The organism is Candidatus Propionivibrio aalborgensis, assembly GCF_900089945.1.
GTDB classification, from domain to species: domain Bacteria; phylum Pseudomonadota; class Gammaproteobacteria; order Burkholderiales; family Rhodocyclaceae; genus Propionivibrio; species Propionivibrio aalborgensis.
Genome location: NZ_FLQY01000112.1, coordinates 1 through 18244, shown reverse-complemented (window position 1 = coordinate 18244; position 18244 = coordinate 1). Strand labels below are relative to the sequence as shown.

The window sequence follows — 18244 nt, the reverse complement described above, 5'->3', positions numbered from 1 at the left end:
CCGGCGCACAACAACCACAGGAGACAAAACCATGAAATACAAACTGCTTAACGTCGCGCTTGCAGCGCTACTGATTCCGGCCGCCAACTTCGCCTCGGCAGAGGTGAAGCCCGCCGCCATGAATATCTCGGGCAACATGGTCAAGATCGGCGTGCTTACCGACATGTCCGGCGTCTACTCCGACCTTGGAGGTCAAGGCGCGGTTTCTGCGGTGCAGATGGCGATCGACGACTTCAAGGCGCAGTACAAACCGAAGTTCGCCATCGAGATGGTTTATGCCGACCACCAGAACAAGGCCGACGTCGGCTCGAACAAGGTGCGCGAATGGTACGACACCGAGGGCGTGGACATGGTGACCGACTTGCTCAATTCCGGCGTGTCGCTGGCCGTTGGCAAAGTGACGCAAGAAAAGAAGCGAATCGCGATATTCGTCGGCTCCGGTTCGACGCGGCTGACCGATCAGGATTGCACGCCAAATACGGTGCATTACGCCTATGACACTTATGCGCTGGCAAACGTCGCCGGCAAGGCGATCGTCAAGAATGGCGGCGACACCTGGTTCTTCCTAACCGCCGACTATGCCTTCGGGCACTCGCTGGAGAAGGACACCTCTGACGTTGTCAAGGCCAACGGCGGCAAGGTTCTGGGCTCGGTACGGCACCCTCTCAATGCCTCGGACTTCTCGTCCTACCTGCTGCAAGCACAGGCATCGAAGGCCAAGATCATCGGTCTGGCCAATGCCGGCGGCGATACCATCAATTCGATCAAGGCAGCCAGCGAATTCGGTATCACCAAGAATCAGCAACTCGCCGGACTCCTGATGTTCATCACCGACATTCATGCCCTTGGTCTGCAAACCACCCAGGGCATGCTGCTGACTTCGGGCTTCTACTGGGACAAGGATGACGAAACGCGCAAGTTCAGCAAACGCTTTTTCGACAAGACCAAGCGCAATCCGACCATGGTGCAGGCGGGAGACTACTCGGCGGTCACCACCTATCTGAAGGCGGTCATGGCAGCCGGGACGGATGAAGCGGCAGCGGTCATGGCGAAGATGAAGTCAACTCCGATCAATGACTTCTTCGCCAAGAACGGCAAGATCCGTGAGAATGGCCGCATGATCCACGATATGTATCTGATGCAGGTGAAGAAGCCGTCCGAGTCGAAGTACCCCTGGGATTATTACGACATCAAGGCTGTGGTTTCCGGCGAAGATGCGTTCCAGCCGCTGTCGGCATCACAATGCCCGCTTGTGAAAAAATAACAGTCTTGGCGACACGGCGTACTTCGCCGTGTCGCCGTGATGAAACGCCATGACTGCACTCTTCGACATACCGATCCAGGCGCTGATGGGCCAGCTGATGCTGGGCCTGGTGAACGGTTCGTTCTACGCCGTACTCAGCCTCGGTTTGGCGGTTATCTTCGGCATGCTCAACATCATCAACTTTGCCCACGGCGCCCTCTACATGATGGGCGCATTCCTGGCCTGGATGGGTCTCGAATACATGGGAATCGGCTACTGGCCTGCGCTGATCCTGGCTCCTCTGGCCATCGGCGTGTTCGGCGTTCTGATCGAACGCGGCATGCTGCGCTGGCTCTACAAACTCGATCATCTCTATGGCCTGCTGCTGACCTTTGGCCTGGCACTGGTCATTGAGGGCTTGTTCGTCAATGCTTATGGCGTCTCGGGACAACCGTACCAGATCCCCGCTCAACTCGCGGGCGGCTTCAACCTGGGCTTCATGTTTCTGCCCTACTATCGTGGCTGGGTCATTTTCGCTTCGCTGATGGTCTGCTTCGCCACGTGGTACGGCATCGAGAAAACCCGCCTGGGCGCCTATCTGCGCGCCGCCACCGAAAATCCCCAGCTGACCCAGGCCTTCGGCATCAACGTGCCGATAATGGTAATGCTGACCTATGGCTTTGGCGCAGCGCTGGCCGGGTTCGCCGGCGTGCTGGCAGCGCCGGTGATTCAGGTCAGCCCGCTGATGGGCTCGCATCTGATCATCACGGTCTTCGCCGTGGTGGTCATCGGCGGCATGGGCTCTATCCTGGGCTCGATCATTACCGGCCTCGGCCTTGGTGTGATCGAAGGGATAACCAATCTGCTCTACCCGGCGGCGTCCAACACGGTGGTCTTCGTCATCATGGCGATCGTGCTGATGGTACGACCGGCCGGATTGTTCGGAAAAGAGAAATGAACCGAACGGTAATCGCTTACCTCGCCCTGCTTGTACTGGGCATCGTCTTGCCATTCTTTGTCTACCCGGTCCTGGTCATGAAGGTGCTCTGTTTTGCGCTGTTTGCCTGCGCCTTCAACCTGCTGCTCGGCTATACCGGGCTGCTCTCATTTGGTCATGCCGCCTTCTTCGGAACCGCCGCCTATGTTGCCGGTTACGCGATCAAGGGGTGGGGTTTCCCACCCGAACTGGGAATTCTCGCTGGCGCTGCCGCATCTGCCCTGCTCGGCTGGGTGGTCGGCAGCCTGGCGATCCGTCGTACCGGAATCTATTTCGCCATGGTCACGCTGGCGCTGGCGCAGATGGTGTATTTCTTCTTTCTGCAGGCGCCCTTTACCGGCGGAGAGGACGGCCTCCAGGGCGTTCCCAGGGGCAAGCTCCTCGGGCTGATCAGTTTGGCCAACGACCTGAATCTTTACTATTTTGTGCTGGCGATTTTCGTCTTCGGTTTCTGCCTGATCTATCGCACTATCCATTCGCCTTTCGGCCAGATCCTGAAGGCGATCCGCGAGAACGAACCGCGGGCGATATCCCTCGGCTACGATGTAGCGAAATACAAGCTGCTCGCCTTCGTCCTTTCCGCCGGGCTGGCCGGTCTGGCCGGTGCGACCAAGATGCTGGTGTTCAAGTTCGCGACGCTTACCGACGCCCACTGGCACAGCTCGGGAGAAGTGGTCCTGATGACCATCCTCGGCGGCATGGGCACGGTGCTGGGCCCAGTAGTCGGGGCTACGGTGATCGTGAGTCTGCAGAACGAACTTGCCGACAAGGTCGGCTCGCTGGTCACCGTCATCATGGGCACCATCTTCGTGATCTGCGTCCTGCTCTTCCGCCGGGGGATCGTCGGCGAAATATCGGCGCTCTACAAGCGCATGGTTGGCTCATAGAAAGGCAAATCAAACGCATGAGCGACGCCAACACGGACCGGACATCTTCCAATCGGGCCGCTTGTCGCCACCTCCATCACGATTGCGAACTATCCGGCCCGGCCGTCGCAAGTCATGCTATTTTGCCTGCCCCTACCCGGAAGCACTGCGCGTGACGCTTAATCACCTGATCAACATACTCGCTCTGACCACCCTGTCAGGCACGCTGACTGCCTGCTCGTTGTTTGGGTCGCAGCCGGCGACATCTTCTACCCGCTACGAAGTCGTCAAAGGCCGCCAGCAGCAGTTGAATTTCAAGCTCGCCAGCGGTATCTATCGTTGCGAGCTCGGGCAAAAGGTTGAAGTTCAGCGCGATGCGCGCAATGCCAACCTGATCGAAATCGATTGGCAGAGAAGTCACTACACTTTGCAGCGCTACGACTCCACCTCCGGCCTCCCTCGCTTCGAGGACCGGAAGAATGGTTTGCTGTGGATCGACCTGCCCTGGAAAAGTGTCTTGATGGACACCAGTAGTGGTCGCCCCTTGGCCAATGAATGCAAGGCGATGACCAGCTGATACAGACTTGCTGGCGGGCACATGCGGCCTCGGAATAAAGTTCAGTCAAACCAGTGCCGACCGGCCAGATGTGCGCTAAACTGAATCAGCCGTAAGGCTTCCAACACAGTATCTCAGCTCATAAAGGTATCCCGAATGAACCTATCCGTACGCAATGTATTACAGTTTTCCGCGCGCAGCCTTTCCGTGCTTGCACTTTCCGTGGCGCTTGGCCTGGGGTTATCAACAGGCGCGAGCGCTGATGAAGCAGATGCCAAGCGACTGCTCAAGGCCATGTCGGACTATCTGGCCGCACAACAAACCCTCTCGTTCAACTACGACGCTACCCTTGAGGTCGTTACCGCCGAGGACCAGATTCTCGGGATAGCGAGTTCGGGCATGGTCGCACTCAAACGGCCCGATAAGCTTCACGCTACTCGCTCAGGAGGATTTGCGGATGTTGACATGACATTCGACGGAAAAACGTTGACCATCCTGGGCAAGAATCTGAACAAGTACACGCAGATTGAAGCGCCTGGGTCTATTGGGCAACTGGTTGATTTGCTTAGGGACAAATACGGCCGCCCCCTTCCCGCTGCTGATCTTCTCCTGACCAATTCATACGATGAGTTGATGCGGGACGTCGTTGATATAAAGGATCTTGGCAGTGGCGTGATCGGTGGCGTCGAGTGCGATTCACTGGCCTTCCGAAGCAAAGAGGTCGATTGGCAGATCTGGATCGCTCATGGCGACAAGCCCTACCCTTGCCGGTATGTCATCACTTCCAAGAGCATGCCCAATGGGCCGAGTTACAGCATCCAGATCAGGGATTGGAAGACCGGGAAGGCCGTTGCCGCAAGCAGCTTCGAATTCAAGAATACGAGCAAAGCCAGCATGGTCAAGCTTGAGGATCTTAAAGGTACGGGTGACTTGCCCGAGCACTTCACCAAAGGAGAAAGAAAATGACCAAGCTGAAACCAGTGGCAATTCTCGCGATTGCCACCGCAATCATCATTCTCGGATCTGAACTGGGCGAACAGCTCTCGGTGCCCGGGATTCACGGCGTCATCCCAAGCGCCGAAGCCATCGTCGGCAGGCCTCTTACGCCGGTGAGCTATGCCGGCGTGGCCCGTCGTACCGTGCGACGTTGCGCCGTTGGGGTCTATTACTGCTAGGCAAGCAACTCCCGAAGACGGAGCGCCGCATCACGCTACTCCACCTTCGGCAAGGCAGGCGCCACGCGCAAGCTGGCCAACGGTGAATCAGCCAGCACAACCCGTCCCGGACGGAGTTGTGCCACGCGTCAAGAGGTCAGAAGGTGGGTTCAAAAGGGGCTGGGTTCGAACCAACCAGGGGTCGCCAGTCGGGACGACAAGAGCATGCCTGAGAACCGCATTATTTCCGGGTGCGTTGCCGTACAAATTGGCGGTCTCCGTGTAGCGCGGCTGCCAAGGAATGGTCAGCGAAGCTGATCAGGCCGGGGTCGCTCGCAACGCTGGGCGCAACGCTGGGCGCTTGCTCCAGCTCGCTCAGCGATGTATGCTCTTTCAATCGCACACGGCTCAATTCTCGCCGAAGCTCACAAATATAACCCGACTTGCTTCAGCAGTATTGATCACTATCAAATACAGAAATGCGCGTCGCTGGTATACCTCTCCAAATCGCTTCCAGGGCAAGCACCGCCTACTGCTTGATTGAGGTATTCATTTTCGATCACACCGTGACTCCCGAGTGGCAGCAGCCCAACCTGGATTCCGGTCCGCGTGACCTGCCTGCATGAAATCACTACCCTTTACCGGAGCCAATTGTGACCACTAAAGAGCGCCCCTCAGCCGAGCCCGTCCAGGAAAAGCCTTCCCAATGCCAGGCGCAACTTGCGTCAGCCGATCCTTCCGCACCTGGCATAACGACCACTCGCCGCAGCTTTCTGAAAGCGGGCGGAGCCCTCAGCATGTCGTCGCTGATGGGTGCTGCGGCACTGATGGTCCAGTCCGACGATGTCGAGGCCGCCATCGAATGGGCCGAGCACTTCCAGAAGAACTATCGTCTGATGACGCCCGAGGAGAAAGCCGAAGCGCGCGCCCGGCTTGAAAAGCGGTATTCCGCTGAGTACGACAAGAAGGTCACCGTCGATGGCACCGAGGCGCAGCCGGGCGTACTCATGGGCTACGCGCTGAACATCCGCAAGTGCATCGGCTGCCGCCGTTGCGTGCATGCCTGCGTCGAAGAGAACAACCAGTCGCGCGGCACGCGGCCGGGCGAGAAGATCGAGTGGATCCAGGTGCTGCGCATGGAGCGCGGCGAGTTCTCGCAGGACAAGATGAACCACGGCTATCCCGAGGGCCTGGGCATCCAGGTCGGCGGCAACGCCTACTCCCCCGCCGGCCAGGTACTCGAAGGGCAATACTACTACGAGCCTGAAGCGGTCCCGGAAAAAGACGCTACATACATGCCGATCGCCTGCATGCAATGCGAAAAGCCGCCCTGCGTCAAGGTCTGCCCGGTACGCACAACCTTCCGCGAAGGGGATGGCGTGGTCGTCATCGACTACAACTGGTGCATCGGCTGCAAGATGTGCATGAATGCCTGCCCCTACTGGGCGCGCCGATTCAACCTCACCACGCCCGTCCTGCCGAAGCAAGCGATGAACCCGGTGACGCACTACATGGGCAACCGGCCGCGCATGCGCGGCGTCGTCGAGAAGTGCCACTGGTGCCTGCAGCGCACCCGCCACGACCGCTACCCGGCGTGCGTCGAGGTCTGCCCGGTCGGCGCCCGCAAGTTCGGCAACCTGCTCGACCCGGAAAGCGAAGTGAGCCTGATCCTGGCCAGGAAGAACGTATTCCGCCTGAAGGCCGAGCTCAATACCTTCCCGAAATTCTTCTACTTCTACGACTGAGGAGCGAGCCGTGCAACAACTGACCAGTTTCGCTGCAGATTACACACGATACGTCCTCAAGGGAGGTACGAAGTTCTATGCCTGGATGGGCTGCCTCGGGATGCTCATGCTCGCCATGATGTACGTGTTCTACCTGCAGAACACCGACGGCCTGATCGTCACCGGCATGACCAGCCAGATCAGCGACGGCCTGTACTTGGCCAACCTGGTGTTCCTGGTGGGTGTGGCCGCCGGGGCGGTGACCATCGTCTTCCCGGCCTACGTTTATCATCACGAAGGCATGCACAAGGTGGCCGTTCTGGGCGAGATGCTGGCTATCTCGGCGGTGATCATGGTGATGGTGTTCGTCTTCGCCCACATGGGCCGCCCCGACCGCCTTTGGCACATGATTCCACCACTGGGCATCTACAGCTTTTCGTCGATGCTGGGCTGGGACGTGCTGGTACTCAACGGCTATCTCGTTCTCAACGCCATCTGCGGCTTTTACTACCTGTGGTGCAAGTACACCGGCAAGCCGGTCAACAGCAAATGGTTCATCCCCCTGGTCTATGTCGCCATCGCCTGGGCTCTGTCGATTCACACCGTGACGGCCTTCCTGATGGCCAACAACCCGGCGCGCCCGATGTGGTTCCATAGCATGATGCCGATCCGCTTCATCGCCACCGCTTTCGCCGCCGGCCCCTGTCTGATCATCCTGATCTTCCTGATCATCCGCAACAACACCAGATTCTGGGTCGACGACAGCGCGATCAAGCTGCTCACCACGATCGTCCAGTTCTGCCTGGGTATCGCCATCTTCCTGACCATGTCCGAAGTCGTCGTCGAGCTCTATGCCCGCACCGAGCACGCCAACGGCCTTTACTACCTGATGTTCGGCCTGCACGGCCTGACCGGGCTGGTGCCATGGTTCTGGAGTTCGGTGGTCCTGATGATCGTCGCGTTCGTGATGCTCTTCATGCCGTCGTTCCGCAATGACTTCAACAAGCTGCAGATTCCCTGCACGATGGCCTTTGCCGGCATCTGGATCGAGAAGGGCATGGGCTTGATCGTCCCCGGCTACATCCCCTCGCCGATCGGCGAAGTCACCGAGTACCACCCAAGCTTCGTCGAGTGGCTACTGACCCTCGGCATCTGGGCCTTCGGTTTCTTCATCCTGACCATCCTGTTGAAGGGCGCCATCGGCATCCTTCTGGGCGAAATAAAATACGGCGGCACCCAGGCCGTTGCAGCGAAGTGAGGCAACGATCATGAAAAAACTTGCTATTTATTCTGTGGTTGTCGCGCTGTGCGGCAGCACCCTCTACGCCGTCTTTGCTGCGGAAAAACCGGCAGCTGCAAAAGAGGCCGCGGCGCAGGCGGAACCCGCCAAGGAGGAAGCTGCGAAAGAGCCGCTGGTCTGCTTCGAAAGCCGCAAGGGCGCCTCCGAGATCACCCAGAAGGACGTCAAGCCCGGCTGGCCCAACGTCAAGTGCTCGCCGACCACCGGCGCCGCGCTCTGGTACGGCGACCCCTTTGATAGCACCGTGCCGAAGGACAAGAGGCCGGCGCCGATTCCGACCATGGCCGCAATGGTGCCCGACCTCGCGAACTTCGAGCACGGGCGCGGCCGCATCTGGTGCATGGACTGCCACCACACTACGCAGCGCAACAAGCTGGTCGACCACTTCGGCGATCCGATCAGCTTCGACCAGCCGCAGCTCTTGTGTGGCAAGTGCCACGGCGACAAGCTGCGCGACTGGCGCGATGGCATCCACGGCAAGCGCATCGGCGAGTTCACCAGCACCGGCAAGAAGCGCTGGTTCACCTGCACCGAGTGCCACAACCCGCACAACGTGCAGGATGGCGCGCGCAATCGCGGCTTCGTCAAGCTGCAGCCGGAGCCGCCGCCCCAGCTGTCGAGGGGCATGAAGGACGCCGGGCACGAGAAGCTGCATCCGATTCCGCACTGATGTAGCGCTGATGTCGGACTCATCCGAAAAACCGGTCAGGGGCGACCCCACCTGGGTTGCCCCTGCCCTTACGAAGTCGGCAAAAACCAGAGTTGTCGGAAAGACCAACGTCTTCTTCGGGCCTCCGCTCGCGATTCTCGCGGAGGGGCAAAAGAACACCATGGAAATCAGCGGCAAGCTCAACCGCACAGCCGAACGATACATGGAAATTCTTAAGCATCACGGATTGGAACTCACCGAACCCGAACGTCTGTGCCTTGCCCATATCTGCCAAATTGGTTTCATGTCGCCGCTGGAGATCAGCGAGCTACCATTCGAGGTCGGTCTGACCAGATTCGAATGCGATGGGCTGGACAAGGTGGCTCTGGCAACAAAGCTCGAAGCCGTCAGCTTCGCCGACCTCGTCGCCGTGGTCGAGTCGCTTGGATTTTGACGAACGGGAGATTGGCCGTGCCGAATCAAGTGCAATGGAATCCACGCTACAGCGTGGGGAATGAAATTCTCGACGATCAGCACCAAGCGATTCTGGCGCAATGCAATGCCCTTGCCGACCACGTCGTTGGCACCGACCCGGAGAGCGACCTGAAATTCCACACGCTCTTCAACGAGCTTACGGCTCGAGCGCGCGAGCACTTCTCGAGCGAGGAAGACTTGCTCGTCGATTGCGCCTGCCCCACGCTCGAAGAGCACAGGAACGAGTGCGACGAATTCGAATATCTGGTGGCCGAGATCGTCACGACGGATAACTTCGACAAACTCGAACTCCAGAAATTTCTGATTTTCTGGTGGGTCGGACATATCCTGGACTCCGCCGAGAGGTATCGCGCCTGCGCCGCCAGTTCGCCAACCGACTAGAGCCCGCGGCGCTGAAAAAGCCGCGCCCGAAACAATCGAGATGATCTACGCCGCAATTGCCCACGGCGTTCTGGGCTCGGTACAACTGCTATCCTCGTGGTCTACCGTAGCGCACCTACGCCGTTTCATCGCGGCAAGTCCAAGCCAGTGAAGCATTTCCCGACATCCAACTCGTTGCCGGCCTTCACCGCCTGATACTTCTCGAAGAACGAGTTGTCGATCTCGCGCAGGTCGGCTCGCAGCTTCGGCTTGCTGATGCGCGTCAGATGACCTGGCCCACCGTTATAGACCGCGTAGGTACCACGGGCGAGATTATCGGCATCGCCGACAGCGGTGTGCTCGCGCTTTCCGATCGCGTAGTCGCGCAAGTAGTGATGCAGGATTTCGGCGCCTGCGCGACCGTTATAGCCGACGTCGGTCTGCAGCCCGGTGACATCGTAAAAGCCGCGCCAGACGACCGGGTATACCTGCATCAGCCCGACCGCTCCCACTCCCGACTGGATCGGCTGCACCTTTCCCTTCCGGCGCACGAACTGACGCCAGCAACTCTCCTGCCAGGCCGTGGCGAGCACCAGATGGCGATAGAGCGCGTGGAACGGCTCGGCAAGCGCGCGCCCCGCACTCTCGCGCTGCTTGAGCGTAGTATCGGCCGTGCGCTGTAGCAGTGTGCGCATCTCGAGCAAATAGTCAGGCAACTCGCTTGGCGTCGGCAGCCAGTTGTTCAGACGCTTGGCCAGAGCAGCCGTCTCAGGGTCGAACGGCAGCGGAGCTGCGAGTGGCGCCGCGAAGGCCGTCGGCATCAGCCAGCTCAAGGGGTTGCTCGGTAGCGAGGGCAGACTGACGCTGAGCAGCAGGCTTGGCTCGGCAGGCGGTAGCGGGGCGCCGAAGCCGAAGACGCGGCGCAGCTCGGGGTCGAGAGCGAGATCGTAGGCGAGCGGGTCGCCGGCCTTCGCGGGCAGGACCAAGCGGGCCAGTTGGCGCAAAGTTTCCGGTGTAATGTGGATGCCCAGAGAATCGCCGAAACCTTGCGCCTTCTTCAAGGCATCACCGGCTTCCGCGAGTGCCCGAAAGGGATTCGCCGCTTTCGCGTCAAGGTCGCCGGCTAGATTCCGAAGGGCCGGTGCGAGTCGATCCCAGCTCAGCACAAAAAGCTCCCGCAGCGGGTCGGAAACGGGGGCCTCGCTGGCCAGCATCGACAAGCCGTCGTATCGGCCGCTGAGCAAGACGAACAGGAACTCCTGGCGCCGGCTCGCATCACCCGACTCGCCCGCAGAGCGCTTGACCACATTCGTCAGAAAGGCATCCCACAACTCGGACGCCTCGACCTTCGAGACCGGCGCGGCCGGGCGCGCAGCGTCCACCGGTGCCGGCTTGCCCTTGCGCAGCACGTCGCCAAGCACCTCCCAGGGATTTGGCCCGGCGTCGCGCGCCTGACCAGGCGTCACCAGACCCAAGAGCAGAACGAGGAACAGCGGAACGAGAGGCTTCATGGCGATATTCCCAGGGTCAGTAATCTCACGGCCGCGTCACCATAGTGGTAATTTCAGGGCCCGGCCCTGAGTATTCTCAAACACCGGACCCCGGTCAATTTCTGTTCGAATTGAGTATCATCGACCGCCGTGCTCCGGTCAATGTCTCGTTTCAACTCAAAATCCCCCATGGCGTCTGAATCACAACCCACTTTATGGTAATCGCTGATCACCCACCCCTCTTCCGGAGCCAAGTGCCGCTAAACAGCCAGATCAACCTGTTGCAGCGTACCGACGCTGCCGTCTTCGCACAGGTAGATGCCGCTCGCGCGGATCTGCGCAAGCGGCCGGTTGTCGCTGTCGGTGAGCGAGAAGGGCGTCTCGGCCGAACCCAGATAGAGCGCGCCGACACCCTTGTCACGCAAGGTACTCAGCATATCCTGCCTGACGCCATCAGGCTGCCAGATGCGCAGAGTGGCGAACGCGGCGTCGGCCTCGTCGAGCCAGTGGTTGCCGTCGCCGTCGAAGGCCGCAAGGTCGGCAAAGCCGTTTCCGGAGCGGGTGCCGAACAGTTCACTGCCGTCATTGATGCGGCCATCGCCGTTGCGATCGATGGCCAGGTAGCCGCTGCAACTGCCCAGAGTGTCAATCGATTCGCTCTTGCCATCCGCGTCGAGGTCGAACGCGAAGCGCTTCCCCGACAGCTCGGTGGCCTTGCCGTCGAAGTTGATCACCAGGGGGTCGCGCAGTACTACCGCCTTGCCGCTATCGACAGCCTTTCGCTCGCACTCGAAGTTGCGACACATGGCCAGTTCGAGCTTGAAGTCGAGCGAACGGCCATCGGCCGTACGGATTTTGCCTGTCGATGAAAAATCGGAACGCTCGTGTTCGCGAAAGATTTGGGTGAATTCGTTATTCCATTCCATCTCGAGCGCCCGTAGCGGACGTCCGGCGCCGCCTTTCGGTATCTCCGTTCCGAGCAGCGCGCACACGTCGCTCATCAATGAATTATGCTTGCCGGAAATCAATGCCAGTAGTCGGGCAAGAAGGGCCTCGATCATCATTAGGAGACGAGTCTGGCGATCCGTTTCGCCACTCGCCGGCGATTCTCCGGTCTGCGCCACGCCATCGAAAAGAGTGCGGAAGCTGATTCTGGATTCGAGCCTGGCCTCGTATTCGCTGGTGAGCCGATGGTCGGCATTCATCGACACGGCGGATTGTTCGATCTTCATTTCTCACTCCTTGCTAGTCAGGGGAAACAGACTGCTGCAAGGTGCATGCCATCGCTTGAGCCATCAGGAAATCATGGCCCCGCGCAGGTCAGGCGATAACGTGCGGCAAACTTCGCCGGTCGGGCGGCAACGGCGGCGGGATCGGTGGCGAAATACACCGTCTGCAACGTGCCGATCGCGATCAGACCGGCAAGAGGAGTGGTCGTTCACTGAATCGCCGGATTGAGGTCGTTTGCCCCTGAGCGGCTGGTGACCGTCTTTACGAGCAGGGTTTTCGTCGTCTACGTCTTCGTGATGCTAGGCAGCCTTCGGCAGCGCCAGCACCACTCGCAATCCGCCCAGCGGTGAAACCGCCAGCGCGACCCGCCCGCCGTAAAGGTGTGCCAGATCGACGCTGATCGCCAGACCGAGACCGGATCCGGGCACGCGTTCATCCGCCCGCTCGCCACGGTTCAGGACTCGCTGCTGTTCCGCTTCCGCGATGCCGCGACCGTCGTCGTCGATCATGATCAGGAGTTCGTCAGCCGCGACTGCCAGCGACACGTCAACGCGCTTCGCCGCCCACTTGCAGGCGTTATCGAGCAGGTTGCCCAGCATCTCCTGTAGATCCTGTTCTTCTCCGCGGAAGTCCGGGAGCTCGTTGTGTGGGCGTACGATCAGTTCGAGGTTGCGCTCCGCATGGATTCGCCGCATCACCCGCACCAAACCGTCGAGCACGGGCACAACCGACGTCCGTGCGCCGGGAACGCGTACCGAAGCGGCCAGTCTTGACCGGCTCAGATGATAGTCAATCTGTTTTCTCGCCACTGCGACCTGCTCCGAAACCAGTTGCGCCGTGTCGTCGGCACGGGAACTGGTTGCATTGGCGATAACGCTCAACGGCGTCTTCAGAGCATGCGCCAGATTTCCAGCCTGCGTTCGCGCCCGCTCAACCACTTCGGCGTTCTGCGTCAGTACGCTGTTGAAGTCTTCGACCAGGGGCCGGACCTCCTGCGGGAATTGGCCTTCCAACCGGTTTGTTTGCCCACTGCGCACCGCCGCCAGGGCGCCCTGCATTCGCCTGAGCGGCAACAGCGCGATCAACACCTGAATCACTGCGGAGAGCGCCAGTCCGCCGCCCAGCAGACCCAGCGCCAGCCAGAGCATTTGGTCGAAGTGCTCTATCGGCTCGGCCATCTGGTGTTCATCGGCGGCAACGATCAAGCGGAACGTTTTGGCGGATTGATCCGGCGCGTCGGCAAGGGTAATCACGCGCTCGACCATGCCCAGCATTTTCTTTCCGGGGCCGGGAACGCGATGCTGATGAATCTCGCCATCGGCCAGAGTGTCGGACGGCACCTTGAGCACCTCGTCCCAGAGCGACCGTGAACGCAGAATGCCCGCGGCACCGCCCGGCATGACACCGATTCGATCGACCTGCCAGTACATGCCCGAATGCGGTTTGCTGAAGCGCGGATCGCTTGGCGTGGCAGGCAGGGACAACTGCCCTGCCTGATCGACCGCAAGATGTGCCGCGAGCTGATCGAGATGCGTATTGAGTTCGGTGTGAAACTGCCGCGCCACGTGTTGCCTGAACAGGCCACCCAGCATCCAGCCGGCGACGATGATCGACACGGCGATCCAGACCAGTGTACCGAGCAACAGGCGCAGGCGCAGCGAGCCACGCAACGCCATTGTGTTGTATTTCACACCTTCGCCCGTACTCGCACCCTTCATGGCACGACGAGACGATAGCCGAGACCACGCACCGTTTCGATCGCGTCTGCGGGCAGTTTCTTGCGCAATCGAGCGATGAAGACTTCGACCGTATTGGAATCGCGATCAAAGTCCTGGGCATAAATGTGTTCGATCAGATCGCTGCGCGAAACCAGCTGTCCCGGGTGATGCATCAGATAGTCCAGAACGCGGTATTCGTGGCTGGTCAGCGTCAGCGCTAGCCCACCCACGGTGACGCGACTGTGCCGGGTGTCGAGCACGATATCGCCGCACACCAGTTCGGCGCTGGCGTGGCCGCCTGCCCGACGAATCAGCGCACGCAGTCGAGCCAGCAGTTCTTCCATATGAAATGGTTTGGTCAGGTAATCATCGGCGCCGGCGTCAATCCCGGCCACTTTCTCGTGCCAGTTGTCGCGCGCGGTGAGAATCAGTACCGGCATGCTTCGCCCGGCGGCCCGCCATTTCTTCAGAACGGTGAGCCCATCCATCTGCGGCAGGCCCAGATCGAGAACAACTGCATCAAAAGGCTGGCCCTCGTCGACCGCCTGCCAATGCGCATCGACTCCATTGTCCGCCACATCGACCGCATACCCGGCAGCAGTCAGTGCCTCGCTGAGCTGTGCCGCAATGCTGGGCTCATCCTCAACAACCAGAATGCGCATTCGTCCGTATCTCCCGATCAGTGATTTGCACGCGGACCATAATCCCGCTGCTTGATGACCGTTCCATCACGGGCATCAACCAACAGCTTGATCAAAACGCCACCCGAACGCAACAACCGGATTTCATACACCCAGCGCCCGTGCTCGCGTTCCAGCTCGACCTCCATGACGCGGCCCGGTGTATCCCTGGCAACCCTTTCAAGCACCGTATCCAACGGCAGAATCTCGCCGGCTTCAAGCGCCCGGCGTGCGCGATCATGGTCGCGCCGACCGTCGCGCCAATCGTCGGCGTGGCCGGGCAGAATCGGGGCAAGGAGCAGTCCGGCCGCCAGCGCCGCCAGTACCTTTCTGCATTTGCCTGTCGCTCCCATCGCGCCTCCTGAATTGTCGATCAACTGCCCCCTTGTAACCCGGCGAAGCTGAACTGCTGATGAACAGACAATTCAGCCTGTGTTCAGGCACGGCACGGCAAAGTACGTACAACACCATGAAAGGAGTACCTCTTGAACCCAGCATTTGTCACCGTCGCACTGATTGCCTTGATGCTGCCTGTCGCCGGTCTTGCCTCGCCACGCGAAGAACTGTTGAGCCAGTATGCCGCCGCAGCCAAAGCGGCATCGCCGGGATTTTCGGGCTTTTCTGCGTCACGTGGCGAGAAGCTTCATTTCGCGACGTTTCATAGCGGCAAGCCGGATACGCCAAGCTGTACGTCCTGCCACGGCAACGACCCGCGCCGTGCCGGGCGAACGACAACTGGCAAGCCAATCGATGCAGTCGCCATCTCGGTCACGCCCACCCGTTACTCCGACCCGGCGAAGGTTGAAAAATGGTTCAAGCGCAACTGCAATGACGTTCTCGGCCGCGAATGCACAGCGCTCGAAAAGGGCGACTGGCTAAGCTACATGATCAGTCAATAGACGAAAGGAAACCACCATGAATATTCCCTATCGCCCCATCGTTCTTGGTCTTCTTGGCATGGTCTGCTCGGGGATTTTCCTGCAACGGGCGCTGGCTGGAGGCGAGCATTACTTCCCGCCGGTGACCGACCCGGTCGTGCGCGAGGAATGCGGCAGTTGCCACCTCGCCTATGCACCGTCAATGCTCCCGGCCAGTTCCTGGAAGCGCATGATGGGCGAACTCGACAAGCACTTCGGCACCGATGCCAGTGTTGCTCCAGCCACCGCCGAACGGATCACGGGCTACCTCGTCGAAAATGCCGCGGATACCGGCGGCCAGCGCTATGGCGGAAAACTGATGCGTGGCGTGTCCTTGGAGAATCCTCCATTGCGCATTACCGAGCTGCCGAAGTGGGTGCGTGAGCACAACGGGATTTCAACCCGGACATGGAAGCGCAAGGACGTGCGCACCAAGTCCAATTGCCTGGCCTGTCATGTCGACGCCGAGCGCGGTTACTATGACGAATAACAAACCTGAATAAGAACACACAATGAAGACCATCCTTATTTCCCTGCTGGCGGTCGTTGCTGCCGCCTGGGGACTGGCACTGACAGTAACGAATTTTCCGGAGCACAGCGCTCTGCCATGGATCCTTCGTCAGCAAGGACTCTATCTCACAGGGCTGTTCTCGATTTTCCTGATGTCGCTTTCCATGCTTCTGGCCACCCGCCCGGACTGGCTGGAAAAGCCGCTCGGCGGACTGGACCGCATTTATCGACTGCACAAGTGGTCGGGCATCCTGGCCATCGGTTTTGGCGCCAGCCACTGGCTGATCAAGCAGTCGGGCGGATTGATCAAAACGCTTATCGGCGCGCAAGGCCGCTTGCCGAAAATCAGATACACCGGATTGCTCGAAGTGTTGCGCGAGTTTGCCGCCGACCTCGGCGAACCGGCGCTGTACATCGTCCTGGCGATGCTGGTCATCACCTTGTGGCGCCGTTTCCCTTACCACATCTGGCGTCACCTGCACCGGATCATGCCGGCGCTGTACCTGATGCTGGCCTTTCACGCGATGATGCTGGCACCGCCCGCCTACTGGTCGCAACCGGTTGGCGCGCTGTTGGCCGTTGTGCTTGCGGTCGGCGTGGTTGCCAGCGTTATCGTGCTGGCCGGATTGATCGGGCGTCGCCGCCAGGTCAATGGCTCCGTAGTCTCGGTCAAGAACGAAGGCGATGTGACCGAACTCACCTGCCGCCTCGATGAACAATGGAAGAGCCATCGTGCCGGGCAGTTCGCCTTCGTCACCTTCGACTGGATCGAAGGCGCGCACCCCTTCACCATCGCCAGCGCCGACCGGGGCGACCGGGTAATCACCTTCTACATCAAGGCGCTGGGCAACTACACGCAAGATCTTGCGCAACGAGTTCGCGCCGGCCAGAAGGTCAAGATCGAAGGGCCTTACGGCTGCTTCCAGCTCGACCGCAACAACCCCGGCAGCCGTCAAATTTGGGTGGCCGGCGGAGTTGGCGTAACGCCCTTCCTGTCCTGGCTGGAATCGCTGCAAACGCATCCTGCCGAAGCACGCGATGCCGACCTCCACTACTGCACGCGCAATCGCGAAGGCGATCCGTTCGTTGCCCGCCTGCAAGCACTATGCGCCGCGCTGCCCGGCATTCGGCTGTACGTTCATAGCGACAGGCACGGCGATGTCTTGACGGCTGACTCGCTCAAACTTGCCGAAGGACAACAGAAGAAAGCCGAAGTCTGGTTCTGCGGCCCAAGCGGACTCGCCAACGCCTTGAAGAAGGGCTTGCCGGATTCCTGGAACGGTCGCCTGCGCTTCCATCAGGAAGCTTTCGAGCTGCGCTAGTCGGTCAGCTGGATGCCATTCCAATCCCAGTTCGAAAGTGAGACAAGGCGGAGACAAATGAGCGACAAAGACAGTGCATTTGGCACGGCTAGGAGCGAATTCGAAAGCCAACGCAATATCACTGATGAAATGGAATTGGAATCATCTGCGGCTCGGTAAAGGCGCGACTCTACTGCAATGCAGCGATGCAGGCAGGCTGGGCGATTGCCCCTTGCCAGGTCATCGGACATCAACGGAATTCAAAAGCCACCCTAATCCGGCGGCCTTCACCTGGAAGACACAGACTCGCTTGCTGCCATCCGCAGCATCCAGACGCCCATCGCTGCCGTCATCACGAACATCCCGATCCAGATCCACAGCAGACACGCGAGCCAATCCACGCGATGCACCTGGAGATCGACGATCACCAGCGCAAGAATCGGCAGCAGCCCCCAGGCCAGTTGCGTGATGCCCAGCGTAAACCAGTCGATGCGGGTCGCTGACCGTAACAGCGACAGGGCGCCGACCGCCGGGGTCAGGAAGGTGACGCTGTAGAGTTGGGCATGAAAGGCGTCAATCTTCCACGGCCAGAGACGGGCGGCCTGTTCAGGGATGATCAGAAGCGCGAGCCCGTAGGCGCCGAGCACGAGGGCTTGGGCGAGCAGAGCGGCCCACGAGCGGGACGCCGGCGGTCGGCCTGCCGCCGGAACGCTGCGATACCACCAGAGATGCGCACCGGCATTCAGGCAAACGCCAATGTAGAGAGCGAACCAGACCCAGGCTTCCGCCTTGGCGGGATCGAAGCGATCCCGGTGCAGGAAGGAGCAGACCGTCACCACCAGCGTAAAGACGAAGATCATCGTCGTCACTGTCCGGGCCGGCGCCCACTTTCCGTACCAGGACTGGAGGAAGGCCGCCAGCAAAGCGGCGGTGTATAGCGCCCCAAGGAAACGCAGATTGAACGGCGCCAGCGACCACGGCCAGATACCGACTACAAGCGGATGCGCAATCAGCAGACCGCCACCGGCAACCACGAGCACGGCAACTTCCAGCC

At 60.1% G+C, this 18244-nt stretch carries 20 protein-coding genes; 14 read left to right on the top strand and 6 right to left on the bottom strand.

Features of this window, described 5'->3' with window-relative positions; all coding sequences use genetic code 11:
• The first annotated feature begins 31 nt into the window (after positions 1–31).
• The 11 genes from PROAA_RS07030 (at position 32) to PROAA_RS06980 (ending at position 9365) form a co-directional block, all read left to right on the top strand.
• Positions 32–1264: an ABC transporter substrate-binding protein gene (locus tag PROAA_RS07030; protein ID WP_186410662.1), complete on the top strand. Its 1233-nt coding sequence runs from the start codon at positions 32–34 to the stop codon at positions 1262–1264.
• Between the two features lie 49 nt (positions 1265–1313).
• Positions 1314–2201, top strand: coding sequence for a branched-chain amino acid ABC transporter permease (locus PROAA_RS07025; RefSeq protein ID WP_186410661.1), 888 nt, complete (start codon positions 1314–1316; stop codon positions 2199–2201).
• Complete coding sequence (locus PROAA_RS07020) at positions 2198–3127, top strand: branched-chain amino acid ABC transporter permease (protein WP_186410660.1); 930 nt, start codon at positions 2198–2200, stop codon at positions 3125–3127. Before PROAA_RS07025 ends, PROAA_RS07020 begins: the two co-directional genes overlap by 4 nt.
• 151 nt (positions 3128–3278) lie before the next feature.
• Positions 3279–3683, top strand: a complete 405-nt coding sequence (locus tag PROAA_RS07015) for a hypothetical protein (protein ID WP_186410659.1) — start codon at positions 3279–3281, stop codon at positions 3681–3683.
• 135 nt (positions 3684–3818) lie between these two features.
• On the top strand, positions 3819–4628 hold the full coding sequence (locus tag PROAA_RS07010) for a DUF2092 domain-containing protein (protein WP_186410658.1): 810 nt from the start codon (positions 3819–3821) through the stop codon (positions 4626–4628).
• Positions 4625–4837: a hypothetical protein gene (locus PROAA_RS07005; RefSeq protein ID WP_186410657.1), complete on the top strand. Its 213-nt coding sequence runs from the start codon at positions 4625–4627 to the stop codon at positions 4835–4837. The genes PROAA_RS07010 and PROAA_RS07005 overlap by 4 nt, the downstream gene beginning before the upstream one ends.
• 776 nt (positions 4838–5613) lie before the next feature.
• The gene (locus tag PROAA_RS07000) at positions 5614–6561 is read left to right on the top strand and encodes a 4Fe-4S dicluster domain-containing protein (RefSeq protein ID WP_186410656.1); all 948 of its coding nucleotides are present in this window, start codon (positions 5614–5616) and stop codon (positions 6559–6561) included.
• A 10-nt stretch (positions 6562–6571) separates the two neighbouring features.
• The gene (gene dsrP / locus PROAA_RS06995) at positions 6572–7798 is read left to right on the top strand and encodes a sulfate reduction electron transfer complex DsrMKJOP subunit DsrP (RefSeq protein ID WP_186410655.1); all 1227 of its coding nucleotides are present in this window, start codon (positions 6572–6574) and stop codon (positions 7796–7798) included.
• Positions 7799–7808: 10 nt separating this feature from the next.
• Positions 7809–8510: a hypothetical protein gene (locus PROAA_RS06990; protein WP_186410654.1), complete on the top strand. Its 702-nt coding sequence runs from the start codon at positions 7809–7811 to the stop codon at positions 8508–8510.
• A gap of 10 nt (positions 8511–8520) precedes the next feature.
• Positions 8521–8943, top strand: a complete 423-nt coding sequence (locus tag PROAA_RS06985; protein ID WP_186410653.1) for a hypothetical protein — start codon at positions 8521–8523, stop codon at positions 8941–8943.
• Between the two features lie 17 nt (positions 8944–8960).
• Positions 8961–9365, top strand: coding sequence for a bacteriohemerythrin (locus PROAA_RS06980; RefSeq protein ID WP_186410652.1), 405 nt, complete (start codon positions 8961–8963; stop codon positions 9363–9365).
• Positions 9366–9490: 125 nt separating this feature from the next.
• On the opposite strand, the gene PROAA_RS06975 is transcribed toward PROAA_RS06980, so the two are convergent.
• The 5 genes from PROAA_RS06975 to PROAA_RS06955 all read right to left on the bottom strand — a co-directional run bounded on the left by PROAA_RS06975 (position 9491) and on the right by PROAA_RS06955 (position 14815).
• Positions 9491–10855, bottom strand: coding sequence for a lytic transglycosylase domain-containing protein (locus PROAA_RS06975; RefSeq protein WP_186410651.1), 1365 nt, complete (start codon positions 10853–10855; stop codon positions 9491–9493).
• A gap of 239 nt (positions 10856–11094) precedes the next feature.
• Positions 11095–12066, bottom strand: a complete 972-nt coding sequence (locus PROAA_RS06970) for a hypothetical protein (RefSeq protein ID WP_186410650.1) — start codon at positions 12064–12066, stop codon at positions 11095–11097.
• A gap of 297 nt (positions 12067–12363) precedes the next feature.
• Positions 12364–13755, bottom strand: a complete 1392-nt coding sequence (locus PROAA_RS06965) for a sensor histidine kinase (RefSeq protein WP_245664198.1) — start codon at positions 13753–13755, stop codon at positions 12364–12366.
• A 23-nt stretch (positions 13756–13778) separates the two neighbouring features.
• Entirely contained in the window at positions 13779–14444 is a 666-nt protein-coding gene (locus PROAA_RS06960; protein ID WP_186410649.1) for a response regulator transcription factor, read from the bottom strand.
• 17 nt (positions 14445–14461) lie between these two features.
• On the bottom strand, positions 14462–14815 hold the full coding sequence (locus PROAA_RS06955; RefSeq protein WP_186410648.1) for a PepSY domain-containing protein: 354 nt from the start codon (positions 14813–14815) through the stop codon (positions 14462–14464).
• A 132-nt stretch (positions 14816–14947) separates the two neighbouring features.
• Between PROAA_RS06955 and PROAA_RS06950 the strand changes: the two genes are divergently transcribed.
• From PROAA_RS06950 to PROAA_RS06940, 3 genes are read left to right on the top strand one after another with little or no spacing between them, the layout of a single operon-like run.
• A complete protein-coding gene (locus PROAA_RS06950; RefSeq protein ID WP_245664197.1) occupies positions 14948–15361 on the top strand; it encodes a DUF1924 domain-containing protein in 414 nt (137 codons plus the stop codon).
• Positions 15362–15377: 16 nt separating this feature from the next.
• Positions 15378–15869: a diheme cytochrome c gene (locus PROAA_RS06945; RefSeq protein ID WP_186410647.1), complete on the top strand. Its 492-nt coding sequence runs from the start codon at positions 15378–15380 to the stop codon at positions 15867–15869.
• Between the two features lie 22 nt (positions 15870–15891).
• Entirely contained in the window at positions 15892–17211 is a 1320-nt protein-coding gene (locus PROAA_RS06940; protein WP_186410646.1) for a ferredoxin reductase family protein, read from the top strand.
• Positions 17212–17477: 266 nt separating this feature from the next.
• On the opposite strand, the gene PROAA_RS06935 is transcribed toward PROAA_RS06940, so the two are convergent.
• On the bottom strand, positions 17478–18244 hold a 767-nt coding region (locus PROAA_RS06935), incomplete at its 5' end, for a hypothetical protein (RefSeq protein WP_186410645.1).